General features: G+C 63.7%; 13 protein-coding genes and 1 pseudogene. 4 read left to right on the top strand and 10 right to left on the bottom strand.

Features of this window, described 5'->3' with window-relative positions:
* Window positions 1–115 precede the first annotated feature (115 nt).
* Window positions 116–1,120: a type I glyceraldehyde-3-phosphate dehydrogenase gene (locus tag ACEWPM_RS12210; protein WP_393962599.1), complete on the top strand. Its 1,005-nt coding sequence runs from the start codon at window positions 116–118 to the stop codon at window positions 1,118–1,120.
* 6 nt (window positions 1,121–1,126) lie between these two features.
* On the opposite strand, the gene ACEWPM_RS12205 is transcribed toward ACEWPM_RS12210, so the two are convergent.
* On the bottom strand, window positions 1,127–1,810 hold the full coding sequence (locus ACEWPM_RS12205) for a tyrosine-protein phosphatase (RefSeq protein ID WP_393962600.1): 684 nt from the start codon (window positions 1,808–1,810) through the stop codon (window positions 1,127–1,129).
* A gap of 129 nt (window positions 1,811–1,939) precedes the next feature.
* On the opposite strand from ACEWPM_RS12205, the gene ACEWPM_RS12200 reads away from it, so the two are divergent.
* Window positions 1,940–3,157, top strand: a complete 1,218-nt coding sequence (locus ACEWPM_RS12200; RefSeq protein WP_393962601.1) for a pyridoxal-phosphate-dependent aminotransferase family protein — start codon at window positions 1,940–1,942, stop codon at window positions 3,155–3,157.
* Window positions 3,158–3,164: 7 nt separating this feature from the next.
* Here the strand turns inward: ACEWPM_RS12200 and ACEWPM_RS12195 are convergent, their stop codons facing one another.
* The 6 genes from ACEWPM_RS12195 to ACEWPM_RS12170 all read right to left on the bottom strand — a co-directional run bounded on the left by ACEWPM_RS12195 (window position 3,165) and on the right by ACEWPM_RS12170 (window position 7,577).
* Window positions 3,165–4,271, bottom strand: a complete 1,107-nt coding sequence (locus ACEWPM_RS12195; RefSeq protein ID WP_393962602.1) for a pyridoxal phosphate-dependent aminotransferase — start codon at window positions 4,269–4,271, stop codon at window positions 3,165–3,167.
* 55 nt (window positions 4,272–4,326) lie between these two features.
* Window positions 4,327–5,508, bottom strand: coding sequence for an amino acid aminotransferase (locus tag ACEWPM_RS12190; RefSeq protein ID WP_393962603.1), 1,182 nt, complete (start codon window positions 5,506–5,508; stop codon window positions 4,327–4,329).
* Between the two features lie 2 nt (window positions 5,509–5,510).
* Entirely contained in the window at window positions 5,511–6,368 is an 858-nt protein-coding gene (sseA, locus tag ACEWPM_RS12185; RefSeq protein ID WP_393962604.1) for a 3-mercaptopyruvate sulfurtransferase, read from the bottom strand.
* Window positions 6,369–6,431: 63 nt separating this feature from the next.
* Entirely contained in the window at window positions 6,432–6,692 is a 261-nt protein-coding gene (locus ACEWPM_RS12180; RefSeq protein ID WP_393962605.1) for a hypothetical protein, read from the bottom strand.
* Complete coding sequence (gene smpB / locus ACEWPM_RS12175; protein ID WP_393962606.1) at window positions 6,692–7,168, bottom strand: SsrA-binding protein SmpB; 477 nt, start codon at window positions 7,166–7,168, stop codon at window positions 6,692–6,694. The genes ACEWPM_RS12180 and smpB overlap by 1 nt, the downstream gene beginning before the upstream one ends.
* Before the next feature lie 178 nt (window positions 7,169–7,346).
* On the bottom strand, window positions 7,347–7,577 hold the full coding sequence (locus ACEWPM_RS12170) for a hypothetical protein (RefSeq protein WP_393962607.1): 231 nt from the start codon (window positions 7,575–7,577) through the stop codon (window positions 7,347–7,349).
* A gap of 425 nt (window positions 7,578–8,002) precedes the next feature.
* Between ACEWPM_RS12170 and ACEWPM_RS12165 the strand changes: the two are divergent.
* Window positions 8,003–8,419: pseudogene (locus tag ACEWPM_RS12165) on the top strand (transposase); the annotation flags it as partial.
* A gap of 76 nt (window positions 8,420–8,495) precedes the next feature.
* On the opposite strand, the gene ACEWPM_RS12160 reads toward ACEWPM_RS12165, so the two are convergent.
* Window positions 8,496–9,044, bottom strand: a complete 549-nt coding sequence (locus ACEWPM_RS12160; protein WP_393962608.1) for a GNAT family N-acetyltransferase — start codon at window positions 9,042–9,044, stop codon at window positions 8,496–8,498.
* A 487-nt stretch (window positions 9,045–9,531) separates the two neighbouring features.
* Between ACEWPM_RS12160 and ACEWPM_RS12155 the strand changes: the two genes are divergently transcribed.
* Entirely contained in the window at window positions 9,532–10,560 is a 1,029-nt protein-coding gene (locus ACEWPM_RS12155; RefSeq protein WP_393962609.1) for a M48 family metalloprotease, read from the top strand.
* Window positions 10,561–10,650: 90 nt separating this feature from the next.
* On the opposite strand, the gene ACEWPM_RS12150 is transcribed toward ACEWPM_RS12155, so the two are convergent.
* On the bottom strand, window positions 10,651–12,042 hold the full coding sequence (locus ACEWPM_RS12150) for an SPOR domain-containing protein (RefSeq protein ID WP_393962610.1): 1,392 nt from the start codon (window positions 12,040–12,042) through the stop codon (window positions 10,651–10,653).
* A gap of 77 nt (window positions 12,043–12,119) precedes the next feature.
* Window positions 12,120–12,752, bottom strand: a complete 633-nt coding sequence (upp, locus tag ACEWPM_RS12145) for a uracil phosphoribosyltransferase (RefSeq protein ID WP_393962611.1) — start codon at window positions 12,750–12,752, stop codon at window positions 12,120–12,122.
* Window positions 12,753–12,866 lie beyond the last annotated feature (114 nt).

Here is a 12,866-nt window from a genome sequence, read left to right as displayed (position 1 = left end):
ATACCTCCGGCGAGGATATTTGAAGCAGGAAGAACCGGGGGGGGGGGCGCGCCGAGGGGGTGGCGGGCCGGGGCGCGATGCGCTAGCGATTGGCAAGTTTGGATGAGGTCACGCCGTGCAGCAGCCGCCAGTCAGAATTGCCATCAACGGGTTTGGCCGGATCGGCCGCGCGATCCTGCGGATCATCCTGGCCGGGCGCACGGATGTCGAGCTTGTCTCGATTAACGAAATCGAACCGTTGGAGACATGCGCGTATCTGTTTGAATATGACAGCGTTTATGGCAACTGGCCCGGCGCGGTTATCACGGAGCCGGGCGCACTGATCGTCGATGGACAGCGGGTGCCGTTCTCGTCGGCATCCGACCTTCGCCAGCTGGATCTGAGCGGGGTGGACCTTGTGCTGGAATGCACCGGCATGGCCGGAAAGCGGGCCATGGCCGAGAGGGGCATCGCCGCGGGGGCGCGCGCCGTGCTTGTTTCTGGGCCGTCGGCGGAGGCGGATGTGACGCTGGTTCTGGGGGCGAATGACGGCGATCTGGCGGATCAGAGCATCATCTCGAACGCATCCTGCACCACGAATGCGCTGGCACCGCTGGCGCGGCTGTTGGATGAGACGTTCGGCATCCTGTCGGGGCAGATGACGACAGTGCATTGCTATACCGGCAGCCAGCCCACGGTGGACAAGCCGCGCGGCAACCTGGAGCGGAGCCGCGCGGCGGCGCTGTCGATGGTGCCGACGACGACCAGTGCGCATGGGCAGATGGCGCTGGTCCTGCCACATCTGGCGGGCCGGATCGAGGCGCGCGCGATCCGTGTGCCAACGGCGAGCGTGTCCTGCATCGACCTGTCGGTGAGACTGCGCGAGGCGGTATCGGTCGATGCTGTGAATGCCGTGTTGAAAGCCGCGTCGGAGGGTGGGCCTTATGCGGATGTATTCGGCTGGACCGAGCGTCCGCTCGTCTCGTCCGACCTGCGGGCGCGGCCCGAGTCGATCATCATGTGCGGGCGCGAGACATCCGTGGCCGAGGGCGGGCTGACCCGTGTCTTTGGCTGGTATGACAATGAATGGGGGTTCAGTTGCCGAATGCTGGATATGGCGGCCCGGATCGGGGCGCGCTAGGCGATTTCAGAACCAGGGTTTGAAATTCGCCTCGAAATCGGCCTGAACCTGCGCGTTGTCATATTCGGTCTGCACCCACTCCTCGAAGCCGATGCCGGTCTCGGCGTGGCGCGCCTCGAAGAGGTCGAGGATATAATCCAGAACGCCTGTGCGCGAGCGTCTGACGTGCCAAAACCGCAGGCCCAGCATGGCTCGCGCCTCGGCAACGGGGCGTCCCTCGATCACCATCATATAGATGGCCGAGGCAAAGCCCGCGCGGTCGGCGCCCGATTTGCAATGCATTACAAAAGGCCGCTCGATCGTGCGGAAGGCATGGAGAAGCGCCGCGATGTCGCTGGGCGGGGCGGCATAGCGCGCGTGCAGCGTGACATCGACCAGCGTCAGGCCCAGCGCGGCGCAGCTTTCTTTCTCGGTCAGGTAATGCGCAGCGCCGGCGGCTCCGCGCAGGTTGAGGACGGACCTGATCCCGCGCGCCTTCATCGCGGCAAAGCGTTTATGCGTGGGATGGTTCGAGCGCCACACACCCGGCGCGACCTCGAACTCATTGGTCCAGACGCCGCGCAGGATCGCGTGGTCGAACCAGAGGTTATAGATATGTGCGCGGCGCCGGTTCTCGGGGGTCGAGAGATCCGTGTTGTAGGATTGGCGCAGGTCACGCTCCCACGTGGCCAAGCGTTTGAATAGGGACATGCGGGCCTCGGGCGCTGCGGCAGGAATGCACCGTCTAATAGCGCGCGCCGTGCAAGGCAAGCGCGGGGCGCATTGACGCCGCCCGCGATGGGCGTAGATTGCCCGCAAACCCACAAGAGCGAGGCCGATATGAGCGGAACGGGAAACAACGGTGCACTGGCCGGCGGGCGATCCTATCTGGCGATCCCCGGCCCGTCGGTCGTGCCCGATAAGGTGCTGAACGCGATGCACCGCGCATCGCCCAATATCTATGCCGGCTCGCTGATCGACATGGTCGATACGATCATCCCAGATCTGAAGCGCGTCGCGCGCACCGACGCGCATGTGGCCATCTACATGTCGAACGGTCATGGTGCGTGGGAGGCGGCATTCGCCAACACCCTGGCCCCCGGCGACAAGATCTTGGCGCTGATCACCGGCCGCTTTGGCCATGGCTGGGCCGAGATGGCGCGCGCCATGGGTATCGAGGTGGAGGTGCTGGATTTTGGACGCGCCTCGCCCATCGATGCGGCCCGCGTCGAAGAAGCGCTGCGCGCCGATAGCGCGCACAGTATCAAGGCGGTGCTGGCCACGCATGTCGACACGTCATCCTCCGCGCTCAGTGATATGCCCGGCCTGCGCGCCGCAATGGATGCGGCGGGGCATCCGGCCCTTCTTATGGCGGATTGCATCGCGTCCTTTGCCTGCGACCGGTTCGAGATGGACGCCTGGGGCGTCGATATCCTGGTCACAGGCAGCCAGAAAGGACTGATGATGCCGCCGGGCCTCGGCTTTGTCTTTTTCAGCGAGAAGGCGGCGCAGGTGCGGCGCGGCCTTGAACGGGTCAGCCCCTATTGGGACTGGACGCTGCGCAGCGCGCCGCAGGAATTCTACCAGTATTTCTTTGGCACCGCGCCGACGCATCACCTCTACGGTCTGCGCGCCGCGCTCGACATGATCCATGCCGAGGGGCTGGAGGCGGTCTGGGCGCGGCATGACCGGCTGGCCCGTGCCGTCTGGGCCGCGTGCGATGTCTGGGCGGAAAAGGGCGCGCTGCGCATCAACATTGCCGATCCGGACCATCGCAGCCGCGCCGTGACGGCCCTCTCGGTGCCCGCACCGGGTGCAAGCGATCTGCGCGCCTGGCTTGAGCAGCATACCGGCGTGACGCTGGGTGTCGGACTTGGCATGGCCGAGCCTTCGGACCCGGCCTGGCACGGGTTTTTCCGCATCGGGCATATGGGCCATGTCAACGCGCATATGGTGTTGGGCGTCCTGGGCAGTATCGAGGCAGGGCTGTCGGCGCTGAATATCCCGCATGGACGCGGCGCGGTGGGCGCCGCCGCGCAGGTCATCGCGGAAGGCTAGGGCAGCTTCAGCCGCGCGCGTCCTGCAGCGCGCCCGGCAAGGCGCTGGCCAGAAGGGCCAGGTCCTCGGGGCGTCCGCAACTGACGCGAATGCAGCGGTCCAGCGGCTGCGCGCCCGGCATCCGCACGAAAATGCCACGCGCGATCAGCCCCGCCAGCACCGCGCGGGCGAAATCGCCGTTCCTGCCGCAATCGACACTCACGAAATTGGTGGCCGAGGGCACGGCGCTCAGCGCGTTCTGCGCGGCGATGCGGGTGATCTCGTCGCGCGCCTGTGCGATCTGCTGTTGCACATGGGCCAACCAGCCTTCGTCCAAGAGCGCGGCCAGCGCCCCGGCCTGCGCCGCGCTGTTCACGCCGAAATGATTGCGGATCTTGTCGAACTCGGCGATCAGCGGCGCGGCTCCCAGTGCATATCCGATCCGCGCGCCCGCCATACCATAGGCTTTAGAAAAGGTGCGCATCCGGATGACGCGCGGATCGTCAATGGCAATCGGCGCCGCCGTGCCCTTTGGCGCGAATTCGATATAGGCCTCGTCGAGGATCAGAAGGCACCCCTCGGGCAGATCGTTCAGCGCGGCGGCGACCTCGGCCCCGTCCCACCATGTACCCATCGGGTTGTCGGGATTGGCGAAATAGACCAGCTTGGCATCCGTCTCGGCGGCGCGGGCGATCAGGGCGGGCAGATCCTCGCGATCGTCGCGGTAGGGCACCTTGTGCAGCGTGCCGCCAAAGCCGGTGACGTGGTAGTTGAAGGTGGGATAGGCTCCGTCCGAGGTGACCACCCCATCGCCCGGCGCCACCATCAGACGCACCAGGCAGCCCAGAAGTCCGTCGATACCCTCACCGATCAGGATATTCTCCATCGCGATACCCAGCCGCGCGGCCAAGGCCTGACGCAGATCGAAACTGGCCGAGTCGCCGTATTTCCAGATTTCCGACGCCGCCTTGCCCATGGCCTCGATCGCGCGCGGCGAGGGGCCAAAAACATTCTCATTCGCACCGAGGCGCGCGGCGAATTTGAAATTGCCCTGACGCTCCTGCACTTCGGGGCCGACGAAGGGCACGGAGGCAGGAAGCGAGCGGATCAGCGGTGTGGTGCGTGGATCAGACATGGCAGCAGATAACGGCATGACGCCGGGACGTGCAAGGCCGTCAGAGCGCCGTCGGTCAGAGTCCGGCCTCGACCATCGCCGAAGCCAGAAGCGGCACGTCGCGGGCGTTCAGTCCGGCGATGTTGATGCGGCTGTCGCGTGTCATGTAGATACCATGCGCTTCGCGCATCTGCGTCACCTGCGCCGGGCCCGCCCCGATCATCGAGAACATGCCCCGGTGCCGGGCAATGAAATCGAACCGGTCCGAATTCGTGCGCCCTCGCAACTCCTGCACCAGCGCGGCGCGCAGGCCCTGGACCTGGCCGCGCATTTCGTCCAGCTCGGCCTCCCATTCGGCACGGAGGACTGCGTCGTTCAGCACCATGGTGACCAGCCGCGCGCCGTGGTCGGGCGGAAAGGAATATGTCTGCCGGTTGAGATGCGTCAGCGCGCCTTGGGCGCGCGCCTGATGGCCTGCGTCCTGCATCACCGCCATCAGAGCGCCCACCCGCTCGCGGTAGACGCCGAAATTCTTGGAGCAGGAGACGGCAATCAGAACCTCGGGGCATGCGGCGCAGATGGCGCGCGTCGCGGCGGCATCCGCCTCGATCCCCTCGCCAAAGCCAAGATAGGCCAGATCGATCATCGGAAGGGCGCCCGCGGCGGTGATGGCGCCGATCAGCGCCTGCCAGCCCTCGTCGTCCGGATCGGCGCCGGTCGGGTTGTGACAGCAGCCATGCAGCAACACAACATCGCCCTCACGCAGTTGCGCCAGATCCTGCAGCATACCCTCCAGATCCACATCATGCGTGCCTGCGTCGAAGTAGCGAAAGGGCACCGTCTCCATGCCCAGATAGGCCAGGATGCTCAGGTGATTACCCCAGGTCGGATCGGTATGAAACACGCGCGCCTCGGGCTGTGCCATGCGCACCAGATCAAAGCCGAGCCGCACCGCGCCCGTCCCGCCGGGCGTCGCGATTGCCGCCACATGCGCGGCAGGCAGATCGCCCAGCACCAACGTCCGCATCGCATCCAGGAATGCGGGATCCCCAGCCAGCGACGTGTAGGTCTTGGTCGTCTCGGCCTCCCACAACTGCCGCCCGGCCTGCCGAACGGCACGCATGACCGGCGTGTTGCCCGAGGCATCGCGGTAGACGCCGACACCCAGATCCACCTTGTGGGCCCTCGGATCGGCACGCAGTTGCTCTTTCAGGTGCAAAATGCCGTCGGGCGCTTGCTGCGGCAGATATTCCAACATGATCAGGCGTCGCCCGTGGCAACCGGCACCGTAGGAAAGGCACCCCATTCGGCCCATGACCCATCATAAAGCGCGCCGCCCTCATGCCCGATCCGCACCAGTGCAAGGTTGATCACCGCCGCCGTGATGCCCGACCCGCAGGTGGTGATAACCGGCTTGCTCAGATCTGCCCCGGCGGCATCCAGCACCGCGCGCAGCTCGTTCAGTGACTTCATCGTGCCGTCCTCGTTCAGAAGGTCGCTATAGGGCACGTTGCGCGATCCGGGGATATGGCCTGCGCGCAATCCCGGGCGCGGCTCAGGCGCCTCGCCGCGAAAACGGGGCGCGGCGCGCGCGTCCAGAATGGTATGATCGCCCAGCTTGGAGGCTGCCGAGACTTGCGTGACGTCCTTCACCATGTGGTTCTGGCGCCGCACCGTCATATGACGGTCGCGCACGATGGGGGGCATGTCCTCGACCGGGCGGCCCTCGGCCTGCCACTTGGGAAACCCGCCATCCAGAACCGCGACATCGGACTTGCCCATCAGGCGGAACAGCCACCAGACTCGCGCCGCCGAGAATAGGCCATGTGTGTCATAAACCACCACTTGATGCCCGTCGCCCACGCCCATATCCCGCATCCGCGACATGAACTTCTCGGTCGTCGGTACCATATGCGGCAGTTCCGAGCGGTGATCGCTGATCTCCTCAATGTCGAAAAACCGCGCGCCGGGAATATGCGCCGCCTCGTATTCGGCCTTTGCATCGCGCCCGGTGCCCGGCAGGAATGTCGTCGCATCGAGGATGCGCAGATCCGGGTCCTTCAGATGCGCGGCCAGCCAATCGGTCGAAACCAGGTTTTTCGGATCGTCCCCAGACATGATAGCTCCCTCGTTTGCTGCTTGTCTTGAGTATAACCGGGCCGCAGCAGAGGCAAGGGTGCCTCAGCGCGCTGCCCGCGCCAGCGCTAGGATCGCCAGCGCCGACAGCGCCGCGCCGCCTGCACCGCCTGCCACCACATGCCAGATGACCAGCGGCCCGGCCTTCTCGCCGGGGCCGATCTGCGCCAGCACCCACCATGCGGCCCCGCCGCCCAATATGCCCATCACGGTGGCCAGCCAGAGCCCGCGCCGCCCCCTCCGCAGCGCGCCGCGCGCCATCACGCCGCCGACCGCGCCCGACATCATTGCAGCCAGCATCTCCATCAGCGGTGATCCTTCAGCAGGCGCTGCTTCTGGCGGGCCCAGTCGCGCTTGGCCTCGGTGGCGCGCTTGTCGACATTCTTTTTGCCCTTGGCGATGCCGATCTTCAGCTTGGCCAGTCCGCGATGGTTGAAGTAAAGGACCAGCGGCACCAGCGTCATTCCCTTGCGCTGCGTGTCCGACCACAGCCGCGCCAATTCGCGCTTGGAAACCAGCAGTTTGCGCCGCCGTTTCTCTTCGTGGCCAAAGGTTTTGGCCTGCGCATAGGGCGCCACATAGCTGTTGACCAGCCACAGCTCATGCTCGTCCACAGTCGCATAGCTCTCGGCGATATTCGCGCCGCCCTGGCGGAGCGATTTGACCTCGGAGCCTTCGAGGATGATACCACATTCGATATCGTCCTCGATCGCATAGTCATAGCGCGCGCGCCGGTTCTCGGCGATCACCTTGTAATTCTTGTTCTCGTCAGTCTTTGCCATGCAGGCGATCTAATCACGCCCCGCCGCCAAGTCCAGTCAAAGCCGGCGCGCCCCGCTTCTTCTTGCCTCAAACATCGTCACCGGAGACGATTGGCGAAGACGCTCTGACACACGCAAAATCGATGCTTTCGGCTGGCGCCCTGGTCGCAGTGATACACTTTTATGCGACGTTGCGACACTAGTGCAGGCAGGTGTCCATGACCCGTGAGACCGGCAGGTGGCAAAATGGCCAGAGAGTTGGAGCGAGCGGATCAAGGGTGTCTAGCGCTTCCCGCGCCAGCGTGTCATTCATGTATTGGCGGAAGGAATGTATGCCATGGCCCGGCTTGTTGCCGTCGAAGACCAGCTTCTGCGCGCTCAGCCAATTTAGATAAACGGTCTCACCATGTTTCTTCAGCGATCGGTTCACGTGCCTCTCAGGCTTCAATTCCGGGAAAGGATCGGAAGTTTTCTGTCGCCGAACTGCGGTGACATAGCCGAGAACCGTGGCCTCCTGTTCAGATATGATATCGACTGGACCTTAGCGGTCGCTGGCTTGGAAAAGCCCACTGCCTTCGCAGAAGAGGGCATCGCCTCTATCATATGCTCAGCCAATGTCCGGGCGATCTCTGGCTCGGGATTGAGGCCTGCGCTATCGGCCTGCGCTCAGCCTGCCGCCTCGCCTGCAATCAAAACCTTACCCGATTATCCACAATAAGAAGCGCTGGTTGAGCTATTGGATTGAAACCATAGGTAAACCTTGAGCTTGCCCCGATTTTGCGCGAAATGACCCGTCTCCTTCCGAAAACGGGAAGCTGGCCAATATTGTCGGCTCCCCGTTGTTGGAGTGCCGACATGATCACAGAACTGAAATCCGTGAGAGACATCTGGAAGAAAATGCCGAGCGAACATCACGGTCGCGTTTTCCTTGAAGAAATGATCTGGCCCACCGGTCGCTATTGTCCTCACCGCGGCAGTGTGCGGTCTGTGGCGTTGCGCTGTCAATCTGCGCGTGCTGGGCTATATCAATATTCCGAGCAGGAGTGTCGCCGTCAATTCACAGTCACCACAAAAACGCCGATGCACTCAACCAAGCTGGATCTTCGACTCTGGATAGCTGCGATCTTTCTCGTGCTGACATCAAGCAAAGGGATATCCTCGGTCGTGATGTCGCGGATCCTGGACGTTAATCAGAAAACTGCCTGGAAACTCGGCCATGCCATCCGTGAGATGATGGACGATACAGAGGGAACCGCCAGTCAGTTGGGCGGCAAATGCGTCGCACTCATGAATGGGGCCTGATCTGGCCATAAGATCGGCTGATGCCTTGCCGGCAGCTTCGAGTCCCTTATCGCACCTTGGAATACATGAAACAGTCACGAGGATCGTCCGAGATGTTCGGATGCTTGAAGTGGCGTCTCAAAATACCTTCGCGCGTCATTCCTGCTTTCTCCATAACGCGAGCAGACGCGGCATTTTCCACGTCGCAGAAGGCTTCCGCCCTGAATATGGCTGGGTGTGACAACGCATGATTTACCAGCCAGATCATGACTTCTGAGGCGCACCCTTTGCCCCAGGCCGAAGCTCGCAATACGTAGCCGTAATTCACACGATTAGCGATCAAACGCGGATGAAACATTCCGACAAGATTATCAGGCTGTTCCCGGCAGAAGGCGACGACGGGAAAACCTTTTCTTTGCTCCCATTCAGATGCCGCGATCTTGAGAAAGGCTTCTGTGTCGCCGATGCTCTTGTGCGGTCGCCACCCGAGAAACCGCGTTACTTCCGCGTCGGTTGAATAACTGCTGAAAATGACTGCCGCATCATCAATCTCCACACGTCGGAGAAGATATCGTTCGGTCTCAAATTTGACGGGCAGGCGGTAAAGTTCTTCCATCTGGATACCATATCTTCGAGTCTGAATGGCGCAAGTCCCAACGCCTTTCGTGCAAAGTCGCTATACACTCAGCGCGTTTGACCCACGCTTCGGTTGGTGGATAATAGGGAAACCTTACGCAACTGCAGGAGTTCGACATTTCCGGTGCGCTTGCTGCGATCGGTCAACTCCATGCCCTCCCTCGCCGCGCGAGTCATCCATGCTTCCGGCACCACATCTTGCGTAGTGATGGACAGGTGCATCTTCAAAGCGTGGAGATCGGTATCACAGATCCCAACATCTGTGTGTGACACCATTGTGCGACAGATCAGAGGAAGATCTCCTAAATACATTGAAAATCAATTCTCTAGGTAATTCCGTCTTTTTGACTATCCCCGCCGAAGGCTCCCGCCCACTCAAACAGGGGAGGCATCCCCATAGCGCGCCAAGCGTTGCCGCCGCCCGCGCGCCCATGCTAATCTGCGCGCAAAAAGGGGCATGGGCAGGCATGACGGCACTTCGCGAATATGAACGGCTCGAAGCGTCGGGCCTTTGGCGCGCCGCGCCCGACGATCAGCGCTGCGAAGTCGTTGTCTCGGTGGGCGATGCGACCCTCGTCATCACCGATATGCGCGACCGGGTACTGACGCATTGGTCGATCCCGGCGGTCAACAGATCCAATCCCGGCGATCTGCCCGCGATCTATCATCCCGATGGCGACAGTGGCGAGACGCTTGAACTGGATGCCTCGGAATCCCATATGATCGACGCGATCGAGAAATTGCGCGCAGGCATTGCACGCCAAAGACCCCATCCGGGGCGGCTGCGCCACGGCATCCTGCTGGCTTCGGCGGTCGTGATCGGCGCACTCGCGCTCTTTTGGCTGCCGGGGGCGGTGCGCGATCATGCGTTGCGCGTCGTCCCGCCGGTCAAGCGCGCCCAGATCGGCGCCGCGCTTGAACGCGAGATGCAGACCGTGACCGGTCCGCCCTGCAGGGCATCCGGCGGAGTGCAATCACTGGCCAACCTGGCCCAGCGCCTGCCATCCACCCGCGGCGCCGGTGCGCTGCGCGTCGTGCGCGGCGGTGTCGACAGCACGGCGACGCTGCCCGGCGGCACCATCCTGATCCACCGCTCGCTGGTCGAGGATTACGAAGAGCCCGATGTCGTCGCCGGCTACATAGTGGCCGAGCGTCTGCGCGCGCGCGTGCATGATCCTCTGGGCCGGCTGCTGGACCATGCCGGGATCGGCGCGGCCCTTCGCCTCTTGACCACTGGCGATCCCGGCGAGGCTGCGCTTCGCAGCTATGCCGAATACCTTCTGGCCGACGCGCCAATGCAGCAGATTTCGGATGACGCGTTGCTGGAAGGGTTCAAGACATGGTCGGTGCGCGCCACCCCCTATGCCTATGCGCGTGATATTTCGGGCGAAAGCACGCTGGCCCTGATCGAGGCTGACCCTTTCACCACCGAGGTTCCGCCCCCTGTCCTGAGCGATAGCGACTGGCTGCGCCTGCAGGGCATCTGCGGCGGCTGACACGGCCCCCGCGGCACACCCATGCCTCATGCAGAACGCCGGGTCCTTTCGGACCCGGCGCCTCGATTTCATCATTCAGATGTTGCGTGATCAGCGAAGGCGGGCGTTTCCGAAGCCGGCACCACGCGCCCGGGCCAGCGCGCTCTGCGCCGCTTCGGCATTGGCGTAAGGGCCGCTCAGTAGCAGACTATACTGCGTGTCGCCGCGCGTCATACTGCCCAGCCGCGCAGGCAGGCCGGCGCCTGCCAGCCGCTGCGCCGCCTGCTGCGCCTGCGCGCGGGTGGTGTAGACACCCGCCTGAACATAGCTATTTCCACCCGCCAATCCGGTGGTACGCGCCTTGGGTGCTTGCACCGTCATCGCAGATTGACGCGATTTGGTCGAGACCGTGACGGCGGGCTTGGCAGGCGCGCTCATCGCTGCGCGCTGCTGTTCATAGCTGGTGTAAGGATAGATCAGGCCCGGATGCTGGCGCGACACATCATACCCGGTTTCGGTCAGGATCAGGCGGCGCGGCAGGGTCTTGGTCCACATCAGCTCCATCTGCGCCTTGCCTGCAAAGGTCTGGTGCGCGCGGTGCGGATTCAGGCGGCCATCGGTCCAGACAGGCTTGTAGCCCTTTGGCGTCTTGATCCCCCGCGTGGCGCGTACCTGCTGGCGAACCACGTGGCGCGGCGCAACGCGAGTCGTGACCGGATCGACGCGCACGACACGCTTTGTCGCAACGGCCTTCTGCACGGCGGGCGCGGGATCATAGGCGGGTACAGCCGTGGGACGCGGCGCCGCAACGACGTAGGACGGCGCGGCAATCGCGCGCGGCGCGCTGCGGACAGCCTGCGTGCCCGGCACGCGCGTCACATGATCTGCGGTTTGTGGACCGCAGCGGACGGCATAGCCCGAAACGGTGCGAGTGTAGCGCGCGGAAATGGCGCTGGTCCCGGCACACGCCTCGGAGTAACGAACGGTGCGGCGCACGGGCTTGGGCGCAGGTGCGGGTGCAGGCTTGGCGCGCACCGCCTTGGGGGCGGGCACGAGCTTGACCCGCACGGGGGCAACCCTGACGGGTTGCGGGGCAGGCTTTTGCATGCTGCTTGCAGCAGGAACCTGTGCCGCGCGCACCACCTTCTTCGGAGCAGGCTGGGGCGCAGGCTTGGGGGCCGCGGCGACCGCTTTGGGCTGCGGCACCTGGCGCACCGGCGCAGGCGTTGCCGCAGGTTCGGGCACGGGAGCCTTGGCCAGCGATGGCTGCTGATTGCAAAGGATCTGGCGACTACGCGTCACGCGCGGCACCCATGTCACGTTGCCGTCAATCCCGGCGCGCACGAAAACGCAGCCCTCGCTATCGACATATTGGCGGCCCGTGTAGGAACTGGGCGGAAACTCGGCAGGTTCGCTTGCATCACGCAGGCTTTTGGCCTGCGCGTAACTCAGACCGCAGGTCGCCGTCATGACCGCAATCGCTATCACGCGTGTAATTTTCATAGTGCCCCCACAAGATGTGCCACATTGTTGCCGCAATTCAGGGGCCGAGTAAACAGGCAAGCAGAGGGGGCCGCGCCTTATTTCGTGCCGAACATCCGGTCTCCGGCATCGCCGAGGCCGGGCAGGATATAGCCCTTGCCGTCCAGCCGCTCGTCCAGCGATGCCGTGACGATGGGCACGTCCGGATGTGCCTCTTTCATCCGGGCGACGCCCTCGGGCGCAGCAAGAAGGCACAGAAAGCGGATGTCGGTCGCGCCCGCCTGTTTCAGGAGGTCGACAGCCGCCGCCGAGGAGTTGCCCGTGGCCAGCATCGGATCGACCACGATCACCAGCCGCTTGCCCAACTGGTCCGGCACCTTGAAATAGTATTGCACCGGCTTCAGCGTTTCCTCGTCACGGTAAAGCCCGACGAAACCGACCCGCGCCGACGGGATCAGTTCCAGCATTCCATCCAAAAGGCCGTTCCCCGCCCGCAGGATCGAGATCAGCGCCAGCTTGCGGCCCGCCAGTACGGGGGCGTCCATCTCCTGCATCGGCGTTTCGATCGCGCGCGTGGTCATCGGCAGCTCATGCGTGACCTCATAGGCCAGCAACTGCGAGATTTCGCGCAAGAGTTGGCGAAAGACGGCGGTCGACGTGGCCTTCTCGCGCATCAGGGTCAGCTTGTGCTGGACGAGCGGGTGTTTGACGACTGTCAGATGCTGCTGCATGGAATCCTCCGGCGGTTGGGTGCGGTCTATGTTTCAGATGCCGTTCGCAAGGGCAATCCACTTGATTGCGCGCCGGGCGGCAGGCACGCGCCGATGATGCGAGTTGCACGGCGG

The organism is Roseovarius maritimus, assembly GCF_043355895.2.
Lineage (GTDB): Bacteria > Pseudomonadota > Alphaproteobacteria > Rhodobacterales > Rhodobacteraceae > Roseovarius > Roseovarius maritimus.
Note: the sequence above shows the minus strand (reverse complement) of the source record. Positions and strands in the feature narration are given on the sequence as shown.